Source organism: Halomonas sp. Bachu 37 (assembly GCF_039691755.1).
Taxonomy (GTDB): Bacteria; Pseudomonadota; Gammaproteobacteria; order Pseudomonadales; family Halomonadaceae; genus Vreelandella; species Vreelandella kashgarensis.
On the sequence record NZ_CP137552.1, the window covers coordinates 739817 to 760445 of the forward strand.

22 protein-coding genes are annotated in these 20629 nt (G+C 57.3%); 10 read left to right on the plus strand and 12 right to left on the minus strand.

The genetic code is table 11. The features are described from left to right. Window positions 1-5 precede the first annotated feature (5 nt). The 3 genes from R5M92_RS03315 (at window position 6) to R5M92_RS03325 (ending at window position 3567) form a co-directional block, all read left to right on the plus strand. Window positions 6-1355 (plus strand): hypothetical protein, encoded by a 1350-nt coding sequence (locus tag R5M92_RS03315; protein WP_346797834.1) that lies wholly within the window; start codon window positions 6-8, stop codon window positions 1353-1355. A 327-nt stretch (window positions 1356-1682) separates the two neighbouring features. Beyond that, window positions 1683-2813: a DUF3182 family protein gene (locus R5M92_RS03320; protein ID WP_346797836.1), complete on the plus strand. Its 1131-nt coding sequence runs from the start codon at window positions 1683-1685 to the stop codon at window positions 2811-2813. Then, the gene (locus R5M92_RS03325; RefSeq protein ID WP_346797837.1) at window positions 2788-3567 is read left to right on the plus strand and encodes an alpha/beta hydrolase; all 780 of its coding nucleotides are present in this window, start codon (window positions 2788-2790) and stop codon (window positions 3565-3567) included. Before R5M92_RS03320 ends, R5M92_RS03325 begins: the two co-directional genes overlap by 26 nt. Before the next feature lie 18 nt (window positions 3568-3585). Here R5M92_RS03325 and mntR read toward each other — a convergent pair whose 3' ends face one another. Then, window positions 3586-4065, minus strand: a complete 480-nt coding sequence (mntR, locus tag R5M92_RS03330; protein WP_346797839.1) for a manganese-binding transcriptional regulator MntR — start codon at window positions 4063-4065, stop codon at window positions 3586-3588. 185 nt (window positions 4066-4250) lie between these two features. Between mntR and R5M92_RS03335 the strand changes: the two genes are divergently transcribed. The 3 genes from R5M92_RS03335 to R5M92_RS03345 are packed head-to-tail and all read left to right on the plus strand — an operon-like array spanning window position 4251 to window position 6863. Next, window positions 4251-5159, plus strand: a complete 909-nt coding sequence (locus tag R5M92_RS03335) for a metal ABC transporter solute-binding protein, Zn/Mn family (RefSeq protein ID WP_346797841.1) — start codon at window positions 4251-4253, stop codon at window positions 5157-5159. Further along, on the plus strand, window positions 5146-5940 hold the full coding sequence (locus R5M92_RS03340; protein WP_417339054.1) for a metal ABC transporter ATP-binding protein: 795 nt from the start codon (window positions 5146-5148) through the stop codon (window positions 5938-5940). The genes R5M92_RS03335 and R5M92_RS03340 overlap by 14 nt, the downstream gene beginning before the upstream one ends. Continuing rightward, window positions 5937-6863 (plus strand): metal ABC transporter permease, encoded by a 927-nt coding sequence (locus R5M92_RS03345; RefSeq protein ID WP_346797845.1) that lies wholly within the window; start codon window positions 5937-5939, stop codon window positions 6861-6863. The genes R5M92_RS03340 and R5M92_RS03345 overlap by 4 nt, the downstream gene beginning before the upstream one ends. A gap of 90 nt (window positions 6864-6953) precedes the next feature. Here the strand turns inward: R5M92_RS03345 and R5M92_RS03350 are convergent, their stop codons facing one another. The 4 genes from R5M92_RS03350 to R5M92_RS03365 are packed head-to-tail and all read right to left on the minus strand — an operon-like array spanning window position 6954 to window position 9294. Next, window positions 6954-7355 (minus strand): CBS domain-containing protein, encoded by a 402-nt coding sequence (locus tag R5M92_RS03350; protein ID WP_346797846.1) that lies wholly within the window; start codon window positions 7353-7355, stop codon window positions 6954-6956. A 9-nt stretch (window positions 7356-7364) separates the two neighbouring features. Beyond that, window positions 7365-7715, minus strand: coding sequence for a P-II family nitrogen regulator (locus R5M92_RS03355; protein ID WP_346797848.1), 351 nt, complete (start codon window positions 7713-7715; stop codon window positions 7365-7367). Between the two features lie 26 nt (window positions 7716-7741). Beyond that, on the minus strand, window positions 7742-8530 hold the full coding sequence (umpB, locus tag R5M92_RS03360; protein ID WP_346797850.1) for a Na,Li,K/H(+) antiporter subunit UmpB: 789 nt from the start codon (window positions 8528-8530) through the stop codon (window positions 7742-7744). Next, window positions 8530-9294, minus strand: coding sequence for a DUF1538 domain-containing protein (locus tag R5M92_RS03365; RefSeq protein WP_346797851.1), 765 nt, complete (start codon window positions 9292-9294; stop codon window positions 8530-8532). The genes umpB and R5M92_RS03365 overlap by 1 nt, the downstream gene beginning before the upstream one ends. Window positions 9295-9469: 175 nt before the next feature. Between R5M92_RS03365 and R5M92_RS03370 the strand changes: the two genes are divergently transcribed. Continuing rightward, window positions 9470-10903: a bifunctional enoyl-CoA hydratase/phosphate acetyltransferase gene (locus R5M92_RS03370; RefSeq protein WP_346797853.1), complete on the plus strand. Its 1434-nt coding sequence runs from the start codon at window positions 9470-9472 to the stop codon at window positions 10901-10903. Then, a complete protein-coding gene (locus R5M92_RS03375) occupies window positions 10900-12117 on the plus strand; it encodes an acetate/propionate family kinase (RefSeq protein WP_346797854.1) in 1218 nt (405 codons plus the stop codon). Before R5M92_RS03370 ends, R5M92_RS03375 begins: the two co-directional genes overlap by 4 nt. Here the strand turns inward: R5M92_RS03375 and R5M92_RS03380 are convergent. Next, a complete protein-coding gene (locus R5M92_RS03380; protein WP_346797855.1) occupies window positions 12109-12237 on the minus strand; it encodes a hypothetical protein in 129 nt (42 codons plus the stop codon). The two genes, R5M92_RS03375 and R5M92_RS03380, sit on opposite strands and share 9 nt — an antisense overlap. Continuing rightward, complete coding sequence (locus R5M92_RS03385) at window positions 12234-13442, minus strand: MFS transporter (protein WP_346797856.1); 1209 nt, start codon at window positions 13440-13442, stop codon at window positions 12234-12236. The genes R5M92_RS03380 and R5M92_RS03385 overlap by 4 nt, the downstream gene beginning before the upstream one ends. 217 nt (window positions 13443-13659) lie before the next feature. Here R5M92_RS03385 and R5M92_RS03390 point away from each other — a divergent pair, with 217 nt between their 5' ends. Beyond that, the gene (locus R5M92_RS03390; protein WP_346797857.1) at window positions 13660-15009 is read left to right on the plus strand and encodes a Na+/H+ antiporter family protein; all 1350 of its coding nucleotides are present in this window, start codon (window positions 13660-13662) and stop codon (window positions 15007-15009) included. Between the two features lie 18 nt (window positions 15010-15027). Here R5M92_RS03390 and R5M92_RS03395 read toward each other — a convergent pair whose 3' ends face one another. From R5M92_RS03395 to R5M92_RS03410, 4 genes are all read right to left on the minus strand, one after another. Then, window positions 15028-15756 carry an RNA methyltransferase gene (locus tag R5M92_RS03395; protein ID WP_346797859.1) on the minus strand — a complete coding sequence of 243 codons (729 nt, stop codon included), beginning with the start codon at window positions 15754-15756 and terminating at the stop codon, window positions 15028-15030. 140 nt (window positions 15757-15896) lie between these two features. After that, on the minus strand, window positions 15897-17540 hold the full coding sequence (gene groL, locus R5M92_RS03400) for a chaperonin GroEL (RefSeq protein WP_346797860.1): 1644 nt from the start codon (window positions 17538-17540) through the stop codon (window positions 15897-15899). 53 nt (window positions 17541-17593) lie between these two features. After that, entirely contained in the window at window positions 17594-17887 is a 294-nt protein-coding gene (locus R5M92_RS03405; protein ID WP_346797862.1) for a co-chaperone GroES, read from the minus strand. A 252-nt stretch (window positions 17888-18139) separates the two neighbouring features. Further along, complete coding sequence (locus R5M92_RS03410; protein WP_346797864.1) at window positions 18140-18676, minus strand: FxsA family protein; 537 nt, start codon at window positions 18674-18676, stop codon at window positions 18140-18142. A gap of 144 nt (window positions 18677-18820) precedes the next feature. Here R5M92_RS03410 and R5M92_RS03415 point away from each other — a divergent pair, with 144 nt between their 5' ends. Next, window positions 18821-19582: an SDR family oxidoreductase gene (locus tag R5M92_RS03415; protein WP_346797865.1), complete on the plus strand. Its 762-nt coding sequence runs from the start codon at window positions 18821-18823 to the stop codon at window positions 19580-19582. A 46-nt stretch (window positions 19583-19628) separates the two neighbouring features. On the opposite strand, the gene R5M92_RS03420 is transcribed toward R5M92_RS03415, so the two are convergent. Further along, entirely contained in the window at window positions 19629-20609 is a 981-nt protein-coding gene (locus tag R5M92_RS03420) for a hypothetical protein (protein ID WP_346797867.1), read from the minus strand. Window positions 20610-20629: the final 20 nt, after the last annotated feature.

The following is a 20629-nucleotide window of genomic DNA, read 5'->3' on the forward strand; positions in this document are numbered from 1 at the left end:
AGACTATGAAATATAAACTTAAATTTCTGGGACTCTTTTTAGTCATCGGACCTATGGCTGCCTTTTATCAAAATGAGGCCAAGGGTTTGGGGGAGCAGTTGATGTCTGAAAAAATCAACCAGGAGAGACAGTCCGACCAGAATCAAGATGACTCAGCTGCGGATAAAAAAGATAGCTCTGCTGCCCCTGACATGGATAAGTATGTCGATGACACATTCTCATGCCTTAAAACCTATAAGGGGCCTATTACGGACCTCAGTGGTGACCATAAGTATGATAATTTCAATCTCTACGCCGTTGGCAGCAAGCGGGTGCCGGTAGAAGCCCGGTTTGACGCCAGAGATGGAATTTGGCACCAACGAAAGTTTCCTGATGCACCCAACGGCCTTCCTGTAAAAATAAGTAGTGGCTCTGTCAACGGCAGTTCACTGCCTACTCCTGTCTGCTTTACGGGCGGTACGTTTATTGGAACCAACGATCCTGAAATGAATTGGAGGGAGGCAAAGCAAAGACCTCGTGGGCGAGCAATACTTTTGGTATCCGATAGGTCGATCATCGATGGTGCGCGCATAGACAACGTCGGAGAGGATGGAGTCGGCTTATTCGTTCCTCGCAAACACAAGGCAGTCACGTCTTACAATCGTCATATTGTGCGCAACACATGGTTTTCAAACATTTATGACGATGCCATTGAGGAGACCCAAATGCAGACTATGCTTGTCGAGGACACGCTATTTGACGGTGTGATGCAAGCAGTAGCGACAGATCCGGCAGGAGGATCATCCGATGCTTATCGAAAAAATCTGGTAACACTTAATGAAGTATTGATTCGAACTAAGCCTGTGCCACATCCAGATAAAAAAAGAGCTCCTCACGGCGTGTATCATGGTTTTGGCTTGAAAATGCGTTCGGCGACTCCCCATGGCTGGTCGTTTCAAAAGTCCGTGTTTGCCTATGATGACCGTGAAAAGCCCCATGGTAATGGTTTTGCAAGTCGGTTTCGGGCTGCACTTTCAACAACGGAGTCTTGCTCGGATAATGTGATCGCATGGATGGGAGACGGTGCCTGGCCGGCAAAAGTGCTGGTTGAGAGAGGGGCAATCAAAGAGATTGAGAATCTGAATAAGAAATTCCCCGGCTGTTTTACTATCCTTGAAGGTCGAGAAGGTCGGCAATTTTGGGAAGGGGCTCGTAGGAATTGGATCAATTGCCACCCCCAGGTTGGGCGCATTCCTAAAAATGTCAGTCCTAAACTTCCCCATGTGGACCCTTCATCCGATGCCTCAAAATGCGACACCAATGCTTATGGAGGAGGCGGCACAAATATCTCAGCAACGATCTCATTAGCCCCCTGACGCATTGACTAAAATGTTCTCTCAAAAAAGTTCTAAACTGAGCATCGACAGCCGCCAGCTTTGACTAGATCAGCTACCTGCACCTATCCTTTGTATTGTCCGCAACAGACCGATAAAGCCAGTGACTAGCCTGAGCCTAAGGTCATTTCACACCAGTTCGCCCTGTTCAGCTCCAGGCTGCTCGCTTGGATAAATCATTGCCGTTAACTACGTTGTATCAGGCAACGTATCGATTCCATTGATCACCCGTGTCGTCACGCAATAAGGCCAGAGCGAATAGTAGCGGGGTGCTCCTGGTATGACTGTCATGACTCATGGAGCGGGAGAATGACGCCTATTGAACCGTCGTGTGGCAGGGTCGTGGTCTATCCCGATCATGTTCACGAAACCGAGCATGAACGAATCACTCATGGCGAACTTGCCAAGAGGCTTGCGAAGCTTCAAGGGCTGGAGTTCGCAGGCGAGTACGATCCATCCCTGCATGACGACGACAACGTGTATTTTGTCCCCATCGACACCATTACCGATGTAGACAAGGCGCGTCGGCTGGGCATACGAAGTGAGCATGATCTGTTCGGCGGTGTCGTGCCTCAGCCATTCATCGCGACGAAATCGATTACGCATCCTCTTATCAGCCTCGATGCAAAAGCGCCGCAGGGGTGGTCCAGCAATTTCGCTCGGCAAGTGAGCGACGCTGTATTTGCCGGATTCTCCGTGTTTTCACTGGATGATGCGCGCAAAGCAGGAGCGCAACTGCTCGAGAGGGGGCCGCTGCGCACGAAGCTGGTGCGCTCTACTGCCGGGCGAGGTCAGGCGCTGATCAGCCGCCTCGAGGAGCTCGAGGAGATACTGGCGACACTGGATGAAAATGAGATAGCGACCTACGGTCTCGTGCTGGAGGAACACATTGAAGACATCGTCACCCATAGTGTTGGCCAGGTACGGGTAGGCGAGCTGCTCATTTCCTATTTCGGTACCCAGCACCTTACCGAAGACAACAGTGGAGACATGGTCTATGGCGGAACGGACCTGGTCATCGTCAAGGGCGGTTTCGATACGTTACTTGCGCTCGATCTGCCTGAAGAGATCAGGCTGGCGGTAGCCCAGGCACAGACCTATGACGTTGCAGCAACGAAGTGCTTTCCCGGTTTCTTCGCCTCGCGGCGCAATTACGACGTGGCATATGGCCGTGATAGTCAGGGGCGTCATATCTCCGGCGTATTGGAACAATCATGGCGTATCGGTGGCGCCAGCAGTGCGGAAGTCTTTGCCTTGGAAGCCCTGCGGTCGGCGGCGGAGGGTCAGGTCATTCGGGCCTCATCGATGGAAATCTATGGTACCCAGCAGGCACCGCCTTCTCATGCGACCATTCTCTTCAGCGGTGATGATGCACAGGTCGGCCCCATCACGAAGTGTGTAACGGTAGATTCCTATGTCGACGTACAGCGAAGCCATTAAGGTCTCGGTAGAAGATGACCAGATTGCCGGAACCTTTCTCACTCCTGAGTCGCGCACTCCCGGTGTACTGTTCGTGCACGGCTGGGGAGGCAGCCAGGAGCACGACCTGCACCGCGCCAAAGGGATCGCCGGGCTTGGCTGTGTTTGTCTGACATTCGATCTGCGCGGCCATGGGGGGACGTTGGCTCAGCAACAATCCGTCAGCCGGGCGGATAATCTGGAGGATGTCATCGCCGCCTACGATCAGCTCGCCAGCCATCCGACCATCGATGGCGGAGATATCGCCGTGGTGGGCAATAGCTACGGCAGCTATCTGGCGTCGATATTGACCACGCGACGCCCAGTGAAATGGCTTTCGTTAAGCGTGCCCGCACTCTATCGAGACGAAAATTGGAGCGTGCCTAAAGGACAGCTCGATCGAGAAGATATCGCCGAGTATCGAAATGCGCCCGTCTCCCCGAGCGAGAACCGGGCCTTGGCGGCGTGTGCTGCATTCGAGGGAGATGTTCTGATTGTCGAGGCGGAGCACGACCACCTTATCCCTCATGCGACTACCATGAGCTATCGCAGGGCGTTCGAGCGCGCGCATTCCCTGACGCATCGCATTCTGGATGGGGCCGACCACGCCATGAGCAGCGAAGCGTGCCAGCAAGGCTATACGTCGATTCTGGTCGGCTGGGTTACGGAGATGGTCATCGGTCGCCGCGTGGGCAGCATCGAGCCGAGTGCATTCTCCAAGCCGAGATCAGGCTAGTAGGCGAGGCAGGTCGGATCATGCAGGGCGGTGCTGCTCAGTGAAGCGCTGCATGATCTCCAGGGTTTCCTGACTGACATGATGCTCCATGCCTTCGGCATCGATGCGGGCGGTGGTGTCGCTGACACCGAGTGCACGCAGGAAATGCAGCACGATATCGTGGCGTTCTCTTGAATTACGTGCCATGACCCGGCCGGCCTCGGTCAAGAAAAGCGAGCGATAGGGCTTGCTGTTGACCAGCCCCAACTCCTTGAGCCGCCGAATCATTTTCGATACGGTCGCTTGGCTTACCGCCATCCGCTGGGCGATATCCGCCGAGCGTGCCTCGCCCTGATGTTCCAGCAGATCCCCGATCAATTCGACATAATCCTCGACCAGCTCCGTCTCGTGGGCATTGCGCACGGTTTCGTACTGGCGTGCGTGCTGCTCGGTTGGCGGCAGGGCGTCCGAGACATGGTGTGGCGAGCTGGATGGGGGGGTCGTCGAGGAGTCGCTCATGCGCGGAATATAACCAACTTGCTTGTCACCAGCAACCGAGCAGACTGGAGCAAGGCTTGAGCCGATCGGTTTTCAAGGGAAGTTAGCCAAGGCTAAATCATTTGCATGATGCTTTTGGCTGTCTTACATTTGCCTTTATTCACTGCGTGTTTTCCACGTTTTGGCCAAGCTCGAGGAGGGGGTCGGTGAAGACCAAGAGGGTTGTAACGAGTGTTTTACTGCTTTCGCTCCATGTCGTGGGAGCCCAGGCAAGCGATGATCCGCTAAGGGTAGCGGCGACTTTTTCGGTCATCGGGGATCTGGTTGCCCAGGTGGCAGGTGAAGATGCCGACGTGAGTGTGCTGACCCCGGTGGGAGCGGAAGTGCATGAGTGGGAACTGACTCCCAGCAGTTTCATGACTCTCGAAAAAGCCGATGTAATCTTTTATAACGGTTACAACCTCGAGCAGTGGATGTACCAGGTCGAGAGCACGGTTTCACAAAAAGCGACCGTGGTGGGGCTGGCCGAGGCCAGCGGCTACCCGGCCCAGCCTATCGTGACCGGGGATTTTAGCGGCGAGCCCGACCCGCATGTATGGATGGATCCGCGTGCCGGTGCGGCCTATGCCCAGGCGATCGCCGAGACGCTGGCGGAAGCGGACCCCTCCGCGGCCGAGGCGTACCATGCTCGGGCGGATGAATTGGCGCAGTCACTGCACGAGCTGCATGGTGAATTGAAAGAAGTATTGGCCGAAATACCCGAAGAGAAGCGCTTGTTGATCACCAGTGAAGCCGCGTTTAGCTATTTCGCCGAGGCCTTCGAGCTGGAACATGACGGCATCTGGGGAATGAATTCTGAAACGGAAGGGGCACCCAGCCAAGTGATGCGCGTGGTGGACAAGATCAACGAGATGCAGCCGGCCGCCATCTTCTGGGAAAGCACCATCTCTGATCGCCATGTCAAAAGCGTCGCCAGTGAAACAGGCGTGACCATCGCCGGTCCATTGTACGTCGATTCATTAAGCGACCCCGATGGTGATGCCCCGAACTACGAAAACTTGCTGCGCCATAACGCCGAGTTGATACGGGCTAACCTGGGAGTTGCCAGTGAGTGAACCGTTACTCGCCTCGGCGATAGAGGCGACGGGAATTTATGCCGCCTATCACCGCCAGCCGGTGCTGAGCGACCTTCACCTGGCCTTGCCCCAAGGGCAGTGGACCGCCATTGTCGGACCCAATGGGGCCGGCAAGTCCACCTTGTTTCATCTGCTGATCGGCAATATGCGACCCTTGCGCGGGGAATTGCGGGTATTCGGTGAATCTGTCGCCGCCCATCGGCAGGCGGGAAATATCGCCTTCATGGCTCAGCATGACAACATGGAGTGGGATTTCCCTATTTCTGTGCGGGAAACTGTCATGACCGGTCGCTACGGCCACATGCGTGCCGACTCCTTCTGGCGTCGCCGGCTTCCGGCCCGCTGGGCGCATCCGCGCCACTGCAAAGCCGTGAATGAGGCGCTGGAGGCGGTCAACATGACGAGCTACGCCGAACGCCCCATCGGCGCGTTGTCCGGTGGGCAGAAAAAACGGGTATTACTGGCTCGGGCGATTGCCCAGCAGGCCAAGATACTGTTGCTTGATGAGCCCTTGGCCGGCGTCGATGCCCCCAGTGAAAGATTGATTCTGGAAGTGTTGGCGCGCGAGCGAAGCGCGGGGCGCACTATCGTCATGGTAACCCACGATATGCCCAGTGCGCGGCAATATGCCGATCACGTATTGCTGATCAATCGAGTGGTGGTAGGGGCCGGCAAGCCTGCCGACATGCTGAACGATGCCATGCTGGCACGCCTGGCAACGGGTCATGCTACACACGAGCCCGTAGAGGAAGCCCCATGATACTGCTTGAAAATCTGAGCAATGGCTTGGTGGAGGCACTGATTGCCGGTCTGATGATGGTAATCAACCTCTTGCCCGACGCTCTCTCGGCGCCGTTCTCCTACAACTTCATGCAGCGCGCCTTGCTGACCTCGATCTTGGTGGGCGCCATCTGCGGCATGCTCTCCTGCTACGTCGTGCTGAAGCGCTGGTCATTGCTAGGCGATGCTATTTCCCATGCGGTATTGCCGGGGGTCGCTATCGCTTATTTATTGGGATGGCCTTTCTTCGTTGGGGCATTTATCACCGGCGCGCTGACGTCGGTCGGTATCGGAGCCATCGAGCGACATACGCGGATCAAGTCGGATGCGGCCATGGGGCTGATGTTTACCGGTGCCTTTGCACTGGGTATCGTCATCATCAGCAAGATTTCCTCGAGCACTCACTTGATGCACATCTTGTTCGGCAATGTGCTGGGCGTCCAGCAATCGGCGCTGCTGCTGACGCTGGTGGCTGGCGTGATAGCGTTGTTGACCGTATGGCTGGCTTATCGTCCGCTACTGCTCTACACCTTCGATCCACAGCAGGCGCAGGCCCTGGGCTTCAATACCAGTGTGATTCACTATGGCCTGATTCTGCTGCTGACCCTGACCATCGTTGCCAGCCTGGAAACCGTGGGTATCATTCTCGTGGTGGCCATGCTGATCACCCCCGGTGCCACCGCCCATCTGCTGACCGAGCGCTTTGCCGTGATGATGGCGATTTCCGTGACAATAGGCGTAGTTTCCGCCATTGTTGGCTTGCTGCTCTCGGTAACCTTCGACGTGGCGTCGGGAGGCGCCATCGTGCTGGTTGCCACCGGGATATTCTTGCTTACCTTGCTTGCCGCCCCTCGCCATGGGCTGGTGGCGCGGCAATGGCGTTTACGCCGACAGCAACATTGACAGGCGCGGCTTCTCGCCGAGTTTCAGATCGCCGAGAGTTTCAGATCTCCGAGGGTTTTAGATCGTAGAGTTTTAGATCATAAGTAGGTTTCAGGTCTCGACACTTTGGAGCACGAGATAATCGTAATCGACCAGCCCTATCACCTGGTGGGCACTATCGATTACCGGCGCCACGGAAATACCAAACTGCTGAAATAGCCGTGCGCAATAGCGAACTTGCATTTCGGGACGTATCCCGATGACCGGCTTGCTCATGATTTCATAGACATTGATGCGCTGGGCCGAGCGGCCCGAGGCCAGCACGGTCTTGGCGATATCCGAAGGCAAAACGATACCGTATTCATCGTCATCGTTGCGCTTGCGAATCAATAGAGCCTTGGCCTTTTCATCGCGCATCAAGCGGGTGGCATCGGCGACTGTGGTAAAGCCGTCTACCAGACAATAGTGATTGTGCATGATGTCGCTTACGCGAATGATTTGTCTTGCTGACATGGCAAATTCCTAAATTTTATCCTGCACGGTTTCCGACAAGGAATTGATCTGGTGTTGGACGCCCACGGCGTCTTCCACATTCAGTTGGAATGCGATTCCGGTACCCGGAGTGTCGTCGAATTGACCTTCTTCAGCGATCGCTTCCAGGATCCGGCTACTGTGGTGCTCTTCCACGAGAAAAAGCAGCACGTCGCGCTGGGCGGTGATTTCCATTCCGAAAATGCCGCGGGCTTTGTTCAACCCTTCGCCACGAGCGTTATTGATGACGGTAGCGCCAGTGGCACCGGCATCACGTGCCGCCTTGAGGATCGCATCGGTTTGTTCATCGTCCACCAGCGTTACGATGAGTTTGAAGCGCATGATAATTCTCCTGTGAAAGCGTAACGCTATTCTTCCGGCACCGTGGGGATGCCGTTTGCTTCTTGGCGTTGACGTCGACTACGCCATTGCGCCAGCTGGGCGTAACCCATCACGGTAATAATCGGGAACAGGCATGCCAGAGCGATCATGCCGAATCCGTCCATCAACGGGCTGCGCCCAGGAATGGCGCTGGCTAACCCCAAGCCCAGTGCGGCAATGATGGGTACCGTGATGGTGGAGGTAGTGACCCCGCCGGAATCAAACGCCAAGGGAATGATGGCTCGGGGAGAGCGTAGTGTCTGTATGATCACTAGAACATAGGTACCCAGCACAAACCACTGCAGCGGCCAGCCCATCACGATACGCCATGAGCCCAGGGTGATGCCGAAAGCCATGCCGAGTGCGACGGAAACACGGAGCATCAGAGGATCGATGGTGCCCCCGGAAATCTCCCCTGCCTTGATGGAAACGGCAATCAGTGAGGGCTCGGCTATGGTCGTGCTGGCCCCGATGGTGAAAGCAAAAAGATAGACCCAATAATAGTCGCTCCAGTGGCGCTGAACGCCTTCCGCCACGCTGGGCAGGAAGGACTCATCGGTGAGTTGCTTCGCCATAAGCTCACCCATGGGAAAAAGCGCATTTTCGAGCCCCACAAGAAACAGGGATAGCCCCACCCAGACCATCAGGAAACCCATGATTACTTGCCGTAGGCGTTTGATTTTTCTTCGAATGACAAGAAACTGAAAGCCGAAGATTATGGCTATGATAGGTAGAATATCGAGTAGGGTACTCCAGAGAACTTCAGCCAAAGCCATCAATAATCTCCTGCTACCAGGCCAAGCCCGAAAATGCCGAAAAGCAACACGAAAATGATCGGCATCACCGAAGCAAAGGCGATCAGACCAAAGCCATCCAGCATGGGGTTGCGTCCCTTGATGGCGGAAGCAAGACCGACACCCAGGGCGGTGATCAAGGGAATCGTTATGGTAGTGACCGTGAAACCGCCGGCATCGTAGGCAATGCCGACGATTTCATCGGGAGCGAAAAGTGTCAATATCGATACCAGGATATAGCCGCCGATAATCATCAAGTGGAGCGGCCAGCCTTTGAAAATACGAACCACACCCACTAACACGGCAGTCCCCACTGAAAGGGCGACTACCAAGCGCAAAGTGGTGGCGAACGTTTGTTGCGCACTTGAAGAAGACGGAATGAGCCCTCCTTGAGAGACGACTTCACTGGCACGTGACGCGACCGCGATCAGTGCAGGCTCCGCGACGGCGGAACCAAACCCCAGGGCAAACGAGAAAAGCAGTAACCAACCGATAGAACCTTTTTTCACAAACGCCTTGGCCAGCCCTTCGCCCAAGGGAAAAAGGCCCAGCTCCAGTCCCTTGATGAATAGCGTTAGACCCACGACGACGAATAACAGGCCCAGCACCAGGTCACCGAGGGCCAAGGTATCAGGCAACGGCTGGCGGATGACGACCAACTGAAAGAAGCCTATTACCAGCACGACGGGAGCCAGATCACGAAGACTGTCGCGCATCTGGCGTAACAAGGAGAAAACCAATTCCATCAGATTACGGTTCCTAAACAGACTTGTTTGTAAGAATTTGTTTGTAAAAACGACAAGTAATCAAAGCACTAGCATACCCTGTAAAAGCCTATCAAATTTGATCTTGCGCATAATCAAGGTACGGACAAATATATTTGCTAATCTTTTGTGCAGTGCAGAAAACAGGACAGCCGAGATGACGCAAAAAAGCGAAAACGAGTTCATCGAGAATCGCACCTTCGATGAAATTCAAATAGGCGAACAGGCCTCGCTGGAGAAACGCTTGACCATGGAGGATATCAAGCTCTTCGCGATCATGTCCGGGGACATCAATCCGGCCCACGTAGACGATGATTTTGCCAAGAGCAGTCGTTTCCAGGAAGTCATTGCCCATGGCATGTGGGGCGGCGCCCTGATCTCCACTGTGCTGGGCACGCAATTGCCAGGGCCGGGGACCGTGTATCTGGGCCAGACACTCAAGTTCAAGGCTCCCGTTACCCTCGGCGATGTGCTCAAGGTCTCCGTCAAGGTGACGGCCAAGGATGCCGACAGGTATCAGGTGAGCTTCGATTGCTGGTGCGAGAATCAGACCGGCAAGGTGGTCATTGAAGGCGAGGCGCGAGTCGTGGCGCCGCGAGAGAAAATTAAGCGGCCGCGCACGGTTCTTCCTCAGGTCAGGCTGACCGAACGCGGGCGCCTGCACGAGATTTTGAGTGCCGCTGATCACCCCGCGCCAGTGGCCATGGCCGTAGTACATCCGGTGGATGAGGTCTCGATCATGGGCGCTTACGAGGCCTGGGAGCATGGCTTGATCGTACCGGTACTGATCGGGCCGAAAGCCAAGGTATTAGCGGCAGCGGACAACGTGGCAATCGATATCTCGGCTTTTGAGCTCATCGATGTGCCCCACAGCCATGCGGCGGCGGAAAAGGCAGTCGCCCTGGCCTATGAGGGCCGGGTACAGGGATTGATGAAAGGCGCCCTGCATACCGACGAGCTGCTTCGCGAGGTGCTCAAGCGCAAGGGTGGCCTGCGTACCGAACGCTGTATCAGCCATGTGATGGCATTTGATGTGCCGACCTATCCGCGTCCATTGTTCATTACCGATGCCGCCATCAACATCGCCCCGGACCTGAACCAGAAGCGCGATATCGTGCAGAATGCGATCGAATTGGCGCACGCACTGGGAAATAACAATCCCAATGTGGCCATCCTCTCCGCGGTGGAAACCATCAACCCCAAGATCGCCTCCACTCTGGACGCGGCGGCGCTGTGCAAGATGGCCGAACGGGGCCAAATCACTGGCGGCACCCTGGATGGCCCCTTGGCGTTCGATAATGCCGTCTCTGAAGCAGCCGCCGAGACCAAGCATATCGCTTCGCCGGTGGCGGGGCGCGCCGATATCCTGGTAGCACCCGACCTTGAAGCCGCCAATATGCTCATGAAACAACTGACATATCTGGCCGATGCCACCGGAGCGGGCCTGGTGGTCGGCGCGCGGGTCCCGATCGTGCTGACCAGCCGGGCCGACGCCGCCATCACGCGAATGGCGTCTTGCGCTCTGGCGCTGTTGCTGGTGGCCTATCAAGACAAACCCAAGGGAATGGCGGTACCAGGTGACAAGCCATGAAGGACATCCTGGTCATCAATAGCGGTTCCTCGAGTATCAAGTTCGCCTTGTATCAGCATGAGCCGGCCGGCAACGAAAGGGGGTTCGACGGGTTGTGCCTGCGTTATCAGGGTCATCTCTCGGGCATTGGCAGCGGCCGCCCGCCTGGCTTGTCCTTGAAGGATGAGCGGGGGGAGACGATTGACGCGCCTCGTGGGCTGGTTTCGCAAAAGCGACTCGATCATCACGGCGCCATCGACGGCCTGATCGGCTGGGTGGAACGACAAGGGCTCGCCAACTTGTCTGCCGTGGGCCACCGGATCGTTCATGGAGGACGAAGCTATCATACGCCGATGGTGCTGGATGCCGAGGTGATTCGAGACCTGGAAGCCTTCATTCCCCTGGCACCGCTACATCAGCCGTATGGCCTCGAACCCGCCAAGCGTCTGGCCGAACTGCGTCCCGGTCTACCCCAGGTAGCGTGCTTCGACACAGCGTTTCACACCACCCAGCCCCGGGTCGCGCGTGAGTTCGCCCTGCCTCGCGAGCTCACCGACAAGGGCCTGATCCGGTACGGTTTTCATGGTCTTTCGTATGACTACATCAACCGTGTACTGCCGGATCACCTGGCGGGGGCGCCTGGCGAGCGAGTTATCGTGGCGCACCTGGGAAACGGTGCCAGCATGTGCGCGATCAAGGACGGCAGGAGCATCACCTCCACCATGGGATTCACCGCTGTGGAAGGCCTCACCATGGGGACGCGCTGCGGCAGCCTTGATCCTGGTCTGGTACTTCATCTCATCGATCAGGAAGGGATGAATACGCAACAAGTGAGCGAGCTGCTATACAAGCGCTCGGGCCTGCTGGGGATGTCGGGCATCAGCAGCGACATGCGCGAGCTGCTGGAGAGCCCGACGCCTGAAGCCCGCGATGCCATTGCCCTGTTCGTTCACCGTATCGTTCGCGAAATCGGCAGCTTGGCCGCCGCCATGGGAGGGCTGGACCAACTTGTCTTCACTGCGGGCATCGGCGAGCGTGCGGTGGCCGTGCGTCAGGCGGTGGGAGAGCAGAGCCGCTGGCTGGGCATCGAGCTGGATGACCAGGCCAATGCTTGCAATGCCACAAAGGTTTCCTCCGAGGCCAGCCGTGTCGGGGTCTGGGTGATTCCTACCGACGAGGAGCGCATGATCGCCTGGTATACGGCCAATCATCTTCAGCAATCGGCTTCAGCATAGCCGGCTTCCCAACAACAGCAGGGCGGCATCCAGGCGATGCCAGCCCCACCAGATCAGCAGCAGGGTCAGGCCGAATACGCCGCCGGCCAACCAGTAAAGCCAAGGGATGCGTTGTCTCATGACGTAGCCTGTAGCGAAGGCTCGCGACGCAACGGGGCCTCGTTGATGAACCAGTGCAGCGCGGCGGCGATCACCGAGAGCAGGATGGCTATCTTCCAGACCGTGTCATAATTGCCGGTGATATCGTAGAGAAAGCCCCCCAACCAGACGCCCATGAACGAACCCAACTGGTGGAAGAGAAAAACAATGCCGCCCAGCATCGAAAGGTGGCGCACGCCAAAGACCGAGGCGACGATGCCATTGGTCAAGGGAACCGTGGAAAGCCACAGAAGCCCTATGGCGATACCGAACAGGTAAGCGCTCGCCGGACTCAAGGGAAGGAAGACAAAGGCGGTGATCACCACGCCGCGAATCAGGTACAACCAGCTCAGCAAGCGCGGTTTCGAGAATCGTCCCCCGAGCCATCCCGCCAGGTAAGTGCCGAAGATATTGAAAAGCCCTACCAGGGCCAGCACAGTGCTGCCGACCTGGACGGCCAGACCATTGTCGAAGAGATAGCCTGGCAGGTGGACGGCAATGAACACCACCTGAAATCCGCAGACGAAAAAGCCCAGGCACAGCAGCCAGAAGCCGCGCTCACCGGCGGCTTCGTTCAAGGCATCGCGTAGGCCTAGCTCGCCGGCCTGGCGTGCGGTGGGCGTGTCCTTGACCATGGCGCCTAGCGGCAGCATCAGGGTGGCCATGCCCCCCATGACCAGCAGCGCCGCCGACCAGCCCAGCCACTCCAGCAGACCCAGGGTGCCGGGCAGCATGGCAAACTGACCGAACGACCCGGCGGCGCTGACGATACCCATCGCCATGCTGCGCTTTTCCGCAGGCACCGCGCGACCCACGGCCCCCAGGATGACCGAGAAAGTGGTGCCCGAAAGACCCAGCCCGATCAATATCCCCGCGCTCAAGGTCATGCCGAGCGCCGAGCTTGAAAAGCCCATCATCAGCAGTCCGAGAGCGTATAGAGTACCTCCGATGACGATGACGCGGGCCGCGCCGAAGCGGTCTGCCAAGGCACCGGTAAACGGCTGGGTCAGTCCCCAGATCAGGTTCTGCAGCGCCAGGGCGAAGGCAAATACCCCTCGTCCCCAGCCGAATTCGCTACTCATGGGCTCGAGAAACAGGCCAAAACCATGGCGTAAGCCCATGGCCATGGAGATGACGAGGCTGCCCAGCACAAGCAGCAAGAGCGAATGGCGACGGAGCGTGGTCATTGTTGTTGGCTCGTTGGTTTGTCGGCTAACGAGATGGCACTATCGCATGCGCCGCTTTGCTTGTCTTCCCCGACCAGCTGGAATGTCGTTGCATGCAAGGAGATAGGAGCCGCGGCTGAGGCGTCCCATTCCGACACATTGCTTTCTCATCGGATGGTATCTGGTAGAATTCGCCGCCGTTCTTGCTTCCCTTAACACTTTTACGTTGGACAACTTGATGAATGCAGTCATTCTTGCAGTGTTGGTGATGGTCGCGCTTTCCCTGGCCCGTGTCTCGGTGGTATTTGCCCTGGTGGCAGGTGCGCTGGTGGGAGGAGTGGCCGGCGGCCTCTCTCTCGAACAAACCCTGGAAGCATTCAACGACGGGGTAGGTGGGGGTGCCCAGGTCGCGCTGGCGTATGCCACGCTGGGGGCGTTCGCCGTAGCAGTCTCGCGCTCGGGACTACCCGACATGCTGGCGCGCAAGTTGATCGCTCTACTGGGGCACGAGGCATCCGCCGCGCACCAGAATCGCGTCAAGATGATTCTGCTGGTGGCCGTGGTAATGATGGCCATCGCATCGCAAAACGTCATCCCCGTGCATATCGCTTTTATCCCCATTCTGATCCCGCCGCTGCTGAAGGTGATGAACCAGCTCAACCTGGACCGTCGCGCAATCGCTTGTGCGCTGACTTTCGGCTTGACGGCCCCTTACATGCTGCTGCCGGTGGGGTTTGGCGCGATCTTTCTCAACGATATCCTGTTGGAAAATCTCAATAGCGCCGGTGAGTCGCTGGGCTTGTCCATTACCCGTGGAATGGTGCCGATGGCGATGCTGATTCCGGTGGGAGGCATGGCTTTGGGGCTGATCGTGGCGCTTACCTTGAGCTATCGCCGACCACGCACCTATCAGGCCTTGGAAGTTACGGCGGTGGAGTCACCGACTTCCACCGCCACGCCACAGGCACCGCATCGAATGGGGCTGATCATGTCCGGGGCTGCGATCGTGTCGGCGCTGGGTATCCAACTCTATACCGGCTCGATGATTCTGGGTGGGCTGGTCGGCCTCGCACTGCTCTCCGTGGGCGGTATCTTCAAGTGGCGAGAAGCCGACGATCTCTTTACCAGCGGCATGCGCATGATGGCGCTGATCGGCTTCATCATGATTTCCGCGGCGGGATTTGCGGAGGTGATGAAAGCCACAGGCGAGATCGATGCTCTCGTAGGCAATGCCTTCGCGCTATTCGGTGACAACCGTGGTTTGGCGGCCCTGGTCATGCTGCTGGTAGGGCTATTCATTACCCTGGGTATCGGGTCGTCGTTCTCGACCATTCCCATCATCGCAGCCATCTTCGTGCCGTTGGCCGTGCAGTTCGGCTTCTCGCCGATGGCGACCGTGGCGCTGGTGGGCACTGCGGCCGCCTTGGGCGATGCCGGCTCGCCCGCATCCGACTCGACCCTGGGGCCGACCTCGGGATTGAATGTCGACCGCCAGCATGACCACATCTGGGATAGCGTGGTACCGACCTTTCTGCACTATAACCTGCCCTTGATCGGCTTCGGCTGGCTTGCGGCAATGACGCTCTAAAACACCGTTTGACTGCGGTCAGGACTGCTTGGGTTCTACCGCACTCAACAGACCGCGCAGCAACGAGAGCTCCTTGCGGCTGGGCTCGGCCCGGGCAAACAGGGCCTGGAGCTGCTGCTCGGTACGGGCATGCGGTTGGGTAAGAAAGCCGCTCTGCTGCATTACCCGGGAAAGGTGCGCCTGGAAATGCTCGAGCTGCTCGCGGGTGGGCGGGGTGTCTTCCTGGCGTTGCTGATAGACAAAGCCGCTATCCTGGCGTTGGCGCCAGGCGCGGTGGGTTTCGTAGGCCAGAATCTGCACGGCCTGGGACAGGTTGAGAATGCCGTACTCGGGATCGGCGGGTATGCTGACTTGGTGGCTGCAATGGCGGATCTCGTCATTGGTCAGGCCCGAGCGCTCCCGGCCAAACACTAGGGCCACCGGTCCGGTGGCGGCATTGGTCACCAGGGAGCGTGCCATCTCATCGGGTTCTTCATAATGGGGTAGCGGCATGGCTCGCAAACGCGCACTGGCGCCGACTACCTGAACGCAATCCTTTACCGCCTCATCCAGTGAACTTGTCACTCTGGCCTGTTCGACCAGGTCACTGGCTCCCGCCGCCAGCCGGGTGGCTTCGGCGTCGGGGAAACTGCGCGGGTTGACGAGAACGAGATCCCGTAGCCCCATGGTTTTCATGGCGCGCGCCGAGGCGCCGATGTTGCCGGGGTGAAAGGTCTGCACGAGAACGATACGAATGCGGTCAAGCATGAGAGGCGCCATGGCAAAAACCGCGATACTACCAAATTTGCTCGACGTATGGCGTACAAAAACAAGCCCCGCACGATGGCGGGGCTTGTAACACGCTTGGCTCTACACGAGCCGCTGAGTGAAGAGGGCTCAGGCAGGCATCACATCATGCCGCCCATGCCTCCCATTCCACCCATGCCGCCCATGTCCGGGCCGGCGTCTTTCTCATCGGGGTCGTCAGCGATCATGCACTCGGTGGTGATCATCAGACCGGCGACGGAACCAGCGGACTGCAGCGCAGAACGGGTCACCTTGGCGGGGTCGAGTACACCCATTTCGAACAGGTCGCCGTATTCACCAGTCTGGGCGTTGTAACCGAAGTTTCCTTCTCCATCCTTGATGCGGTTGATGACTACGGCTGCTTCTACACCGGCGTTGGTGACGATCTGGCGCAGCGGAGATTCCATGGCACGCAGCGCCATGTTGATGCCATGATTCTGGTCTTCGTTGTCGCCGGTCAGGCCGCTGACCTTGGTCAGTACGCGGATCAGCGCGGTACCACCACCAGGCACGACACCTTCTTCCACTGCGGCACGGGTGGAGTGCAGGGCATCTTCAACGCGGGCCTTCTTCTCTTTCATTTCCACTTCGGTCGCGGCACCGACGCGGATGACGGCAACACCGCCGGCCAGCTTGGCCACGCGCTCCTGCAGTTTTTCCTTGTCGTAGTCGGACGAGGTGTCTTCGATTTGCGTGCGAATCTGGCTGACACGTGCTTCGATGTCACCTTCATTGCCGGCACCATCGATGATGGTGGTGTTTTCCTTGGACATGGTTACGCGCTTGGCGGTACCCAGGTGATCCAGGTTGGTCTGCTCGAGGGTCAGGCCGACTTCCTCGGAGATCACGGTGCCGTTGGTCAGGATGGCGATATCCTGCAGCATGGCCTTGCGACGATCACCGAAGCCGGGCGCCTTGGCTGCCGCAACCTTGACGATACCGCGCATGGTGTTCACCACCAAGGTAGCCAGAGCTTCGCCTTCGATGTCTTCGGCGATGATCACCAGCGGCTTGCCCGCCTTGGCGACGGCTTCCAGTACCGGCAATAGCTCACGGATATTGGAAATCTTCTTGTCGACCAGCAGCAGGTACGGGTCTTCCAGTTCCACCGCCATGGTGTCCTGGTTGGTCACGAAGTAGGGCGACAGGTAGCCACGGTCGAACTGCATGCCTTCAACGACTTCCAGCTCGTCTTCAAAGCCGCGACCTTCATCGACGGTGATGACGCCTTCCTTGCCGACTTTTTCCATGGCTTCGGCGATGATTTCACCGATGCGCTTGTCGCCGTTGGCGGAAATGGTGCCCACCTGGGCGATGGCCTTGGAGTCGGTGCACGGTACGGCCAGCTCACGGATTTCCTTGACCGCCGCGTTGACGGCCTGGTCGATTCCGCGCTTGAGGTCCATCGGGTTCATGCCCGCGGTCACGCCCTTCAAGCCTTCGGTGATGATGGCATGGGCCAGCACGGTAGCGGTGGTGGTACCGTCACCGGCAACGTCGGAAGTCTGTGAAGCGACTTCCTTGACCATCTGCGCGCCCATGTTCTCGAACTTGTCCTTCAGTTCGATTTCCTTGGCTACGGAAACACCGTCCTTGGTGACGGTGGGGGAGCCGAAAGACTTGTCCAACACCACGTTGCGCCCCTTCGGACCCAAGGTGGCTTTAACCGCGTTGGCCAGAACGTCTACACCGCGCGCCATGCGCTTGCGAGCGTCATCGGAGAACTTGACTTGTTTAGCTGCCATTTTCGTTACTTCCTGAATCGAGTTCGTGAAAAGTGATTAAGTGGAGGCGATGATCAGCCTTCAACCACAGCAAGAATGTCGGATTCGCTCATGATCAGAACTTCTTCACCGTCGATCTTCTGCTTCTCGACGCCGAAGCCATCCTTGAAAATCACGTTGTCGCCGGGCTTGACGTCCAGCGGACGCACATCACCGCTTTCCAGAATCCGGCCATTACCGACGGCGAGTACTTCACCGCGAGTGGGCTTTTCCTGCGCATTGCCCGGAAGCACGATGCCGCCAGCGGTTTTCTGCTCTTCTTCCACGCGACGGATAACGACGCGATCGTGCAAAGGACGGATATTCATGCTCACGTTCTCCTGAGTATCGTCAAGGCCCAATAGAAGGGCGGTTAGCTAATGACATTCCCGAAGGACAATCCTGTCGGGAAGCAAAGATGCCAGGCATCTTTTTTGTAAATGGTGACACGGACTTGCGTAATTCACGGCTAGCTGTGTCACCGGATCTTTGTGCTGCCAGAAAAGTGGGGGCTGCTAATGGCCTTTCAAGGGGCCGGGATAAAAAAAATCCTATTTTTCATCGGATCAGCGGCAAAATGATCAGCGGCGGCGAGACGGCTCGTCGCGGCTGATGAAGTCCCCTTCCAGCGGTGTGCCGTCTTGTGCATCGCTTGATTCCTGTTGCTGCCGTGAGCTGCTGGAGGCTCGGCTGCGATTACGGCTTGATTGCCAGTCGTCATCGGCGGTTTGCTCTTGTCCGGGCGGGGGTTGCCGAGAAGGAGCAGAGGCACGTAACCCCAGCCAAGTGAGTACCTTGACCATCATCTTGCGAGCATTGGGAATCAGACAGGCAAAGCCCAGGGCATCGGACAGGAATCCCGGTGCCAACAGCAAAGCCCCGCCGAAGATAAGAGCTGCGCCAGTCAAGAGCTCGCCAGAAGGAAGCTCACCGTTGGCCATGCGCTGGCGGGCGCGGGCCAAGGTGGCCACTCCCTCTCGGCGTATCAGGTGAAGACCCGCTACACCCGTGAGTAGTACCAGTAAAAGGGTGATCCAGAGGCCGATCTGGCTCCCAACCGAAAACAGCACGACGAAATCGAGTAGGGTAAATAGAGAGATGAACAATAGTATAGGCATGGGGACTCCATCGCTGGCTTCGTTGTAATGTGGTGGCGGACGGCAAAAAAACAAGGACCAAAGAGAAGCTCGAATTTCCCTTGCGGCTAGTCTATGCTGCAATGCACAATGATGTGTAAAACAATACCGATACAGGAAAGCGACATGGAATTGACGAACAAGGTTATAGCGATTACCGGGGGCGCTCGCGGATTGGGTTTCGCCATGGCGGAGCGTTTGGGAGGGCAAGGGGCGCGCTTGGCATTGCTGGACATGAGTGGCGAGCAGCTTGATCAGGCCGTCTCCCAACTCCATGACAGTGGTATCGAAGCCCAAGCCTTCATCGTCAACGTGGCAGATGAAGCTTCTGTCAAACAAGGTTTCGATGATATCGCCAGCCGTATGGGGCCTATCAGCGGCTTGGTCAACAATGCCGGGATTACACGCGATGCGTTATTGGTGAAAGCCAAGGAGGGTGAAGTTGCCCAGCGCATGAGCCTCAAGGAGTGGCAGGAGGTGATGGATGTCAACCTGACCGGCGTCTTTCTCTGCGGCAGGGAAGGGGCCACGCAGATGATCGAAGCAAAACAGGAAGGAGTCATCGTCAATATTTCCAGTATATCCCGCGCTGGAAACATGGGGCAGAGCAATTACTCGGCGGCCAAGGCAGGCATAGCGGCCTTGACCGTCACCTGGGCCAGGGAGCTGGCGCGCCACGGGATTCGTACAGGGACCGTGGCGCCGGGTTTTATCGCAACAGAAATGACCTCGGCGATGCGTCCGGACATGCTGGAGCGAATTGCATCGAATGTGCCACTCAAACGACTCGGCGAACCCGATAATATCGCCCAGGCAGTGGCTTTCATCTTTGCCAACGACTATTTTACCGGTCGCACCATCGAGTGCGATGGTGGCCTGAGGCTGTAAGTCTCTTTACTGCTAGGCTCTTGAAAAGCTCTTAAAAACAAGCCTCTCAAAAGAAATCGCGGTTGAGGTCGCGATGGAAATACATTTCCAGACGTAAAGTCATTCCCCAGCGAGGGTCGTAATCGGACTCTCGCGGGAAATGCAGTTCCGGTACGATATCGGCGAAAAGTATATTTTTGTGCAGGTCGCGGCGGTAGCGAGTCTGCAGATAATAGTCGGTCATGCGCGGATTGGAGACACTCTCGCCAAGGGCGATAGCGGAGTAGCGAATGGCACTGCGTTTATTGAGACGATGGTTAAGTTCGACAATTTCCCGATATTCCAGGGTATCTTCCTCTTCGCGCCATTGGATATGGGTCAAGAAACGCAAATGCCGCCCTTGACTCAATGGGCGGCCCAGGTCCCAGCGGGTACGGGCCGAATAACCTTCGTTATTGAACCAGGACAGGCGATTATGCGACTCGAGTTGCCACGGGCTTTTGCCGAGGCTCCATAATCGCTCGCTGGTAAAGCGCACGTAGGGGTCCAGTGGCAGCCGCAAGCGTATTCCGGCGCCAAAGCGGTTGCTCCAGTTTTCCCGTTTATCGCGGCTTTCAAGCCAGTCTAACCCGGCGATGGAAGTACGGTTATCTCTTTGGTCATTGGCCAGGCGCCCTGAGCCCTGTTCCGCCAGGGTACCTTGAGACTCTTCCGGGTCGCTTTCGATAATAAGCCGAAGCCGCTCCTCCGCTGTCGGCATGTCGAGACGGTAGCGTAGGTTGAGATCGGTACTGACGCCGTCTCCTTCCATCCAGTCGATTTCCGGGCCGATGCGCAGGTAAGATTCATTCTCGACACTCAAGTGCTTCTCGGTGCCAAAGAAACCGTCAATACTTCGCGATGTGGTGTCCACCCAATTTGTCACCCGCTCATGAAGCGGGGTGATTTCCTCTTCAGCCCAGACGGGTAGATCGGTATCCTCGGTGGCTTGAGCCGGCGCTATCGTTCCTGCCAGGCTCACCAGCAATAAGCAAAGGGTCTTCTTCATCCAGGGTTCCTGACGCGATA

Excerpts from the sequence above, each read along its gene's own strand:
- mntR (WP_346797839.1), bottom strand. The coding sequence starts at position 4,065 with ATGAGCGACTCCTCGACGACCCCCCCATCCAGCTCGCCACACCATGTC.
- R5M92_RS03375 (WP_346797854.1), top strand. The coding sequence starts at position 10,900 with ATGAAGGACATCCTGGTCATCAATAGCGGTTCCTCGAGTATCAAGTTC.
- R5M92_RS03315 (WP_346797834.1), top strand. The coding sequence starts at position 6 with ATGAAATATAAACTTAAATTTCTGGGACTCTTTTTAGTCATCGGACCT.
- R5M92_RS03420 (WP_346797867.1), bottom strand. The coding sequence starts at position 20,609 with ATGAAGAAGACCCTTTGCTTATTGCTGGTGAGCCTGGCAGGAACGATA.
- R5M92_RS03345 (WP_346797845.1), top strand. The coding sequence starts at position 5,937 with ATGATACTGCTTGAAAATCTGAGCAATGGCTTGGTGGAGGCACTGATT.
- R5M92_RS03370 (WP_346797853.1), top strand. The coding sequence starts at position 9,470 with ATGACGCAAAAAAGCGAAAACGAGTTCATCGAGAATCGCACCTTCGAT.
- R5M92_RS03380 (WP_346797855.1), bottom strand. The coding sequence starts at position 12,237 with ATGAGACAACGCATCCCTTGGCTTTACTGGTTGGCCGGCGGCGTATTC.
- R5M92_RS03385 (WP_346797856.1), bottom strand. The coding sequence starts at position 13,442 with ATGACCACGCTCCGTCGCCATTCGCTCTTGCTGCTTGTGCTGGGCAGC.
- R5M92_RS03410 (WP_346797864.1), bottom strand. The coding sequence starts at position 18,676 with ATGCCTATACTATTGTTCATCTCTCTATTTACCCTACTCGATTTCGTC.
- R5M92_RS03415 (WP_346797865.1), top strand. The coding sequence starts at position 18,821 with ATGGAATTGACGAACAAGGTTATAGCGATTACCGGGGGCGCTCGCGGA.
- R5M92_RS03325 (WP_346797837.1), top strand. The coding sequence starts at position 2,788 with ATGTCGACGTACAGCGAAGCCATTAAGGTCTCGGTAGAAGATGACCAG.
- R5M92_RS03390 (WP_346797857.1), top strand. The coding sequence starts at position 13,660 with ATGAATGCAGTCATTCTTGCAGTGTTGGTGATGGTCGCGCTTTCCCTG.
- R5M92_RS03365 (WP_346797851.1), bottom strand. The coding sequence starts at position 9,294 with ATGGAATTGGTTTTCTCCTTGTTACGCCAGATGCGCGACAGTCTTCGT.
- groL (WP_346797860.1), bottom strand. The coding sequence starts at position 17,540 with ATGGCAGCTAAACAAGTCAAGTTCTCCGATGACGCTCGCAAGCGCATG.
- umpB (WP_346797850.1), bottom strand. The coding sequence starts at position 8,530 with ATGGCTTTGGCTGAAGTTCTCTGGAGTACCCTACTCGATATTCTACCT.
- R5M92_RS03350 (WP_346797846.1), bottom strand. The coding sequence starts at position 7,355 with ATGTCAGCAAGACAAATCATTCGCGTAAGCGACATCATGCACAATCAC.
- R5M92_RS03320 (WP_346797836.1), top strand. The coding sequence starts at position 1,683 with ATGACGCCTATTGAACCGTCGTGTGGCAGGGTCGTGGTCTATCCCGAT.
- R5M92_RS03355 (WP_346797848.1), bottom strand. The coding sequence starts at position 7,715 with ATGCGCTTCAAACTCATCGTAACGCTGGTGGACGATGAACAAACCGAT.
- R5M92_RS03395 (WP_346797859.1), bottom strand. The coding sequence starts at position 15,756 with ATGCTTGACCGCATTCGTATCGTTCTCGTGCAGACCTTTCACCCCGGC.
- R5M92_RS03405 (WP_346797862.1), bottom strand. The coding sequence starts at position 17,887 with ATGAATATCCGTCCTTTGCACGATCGCGTCGTTATCCGTCGCGTGGAA.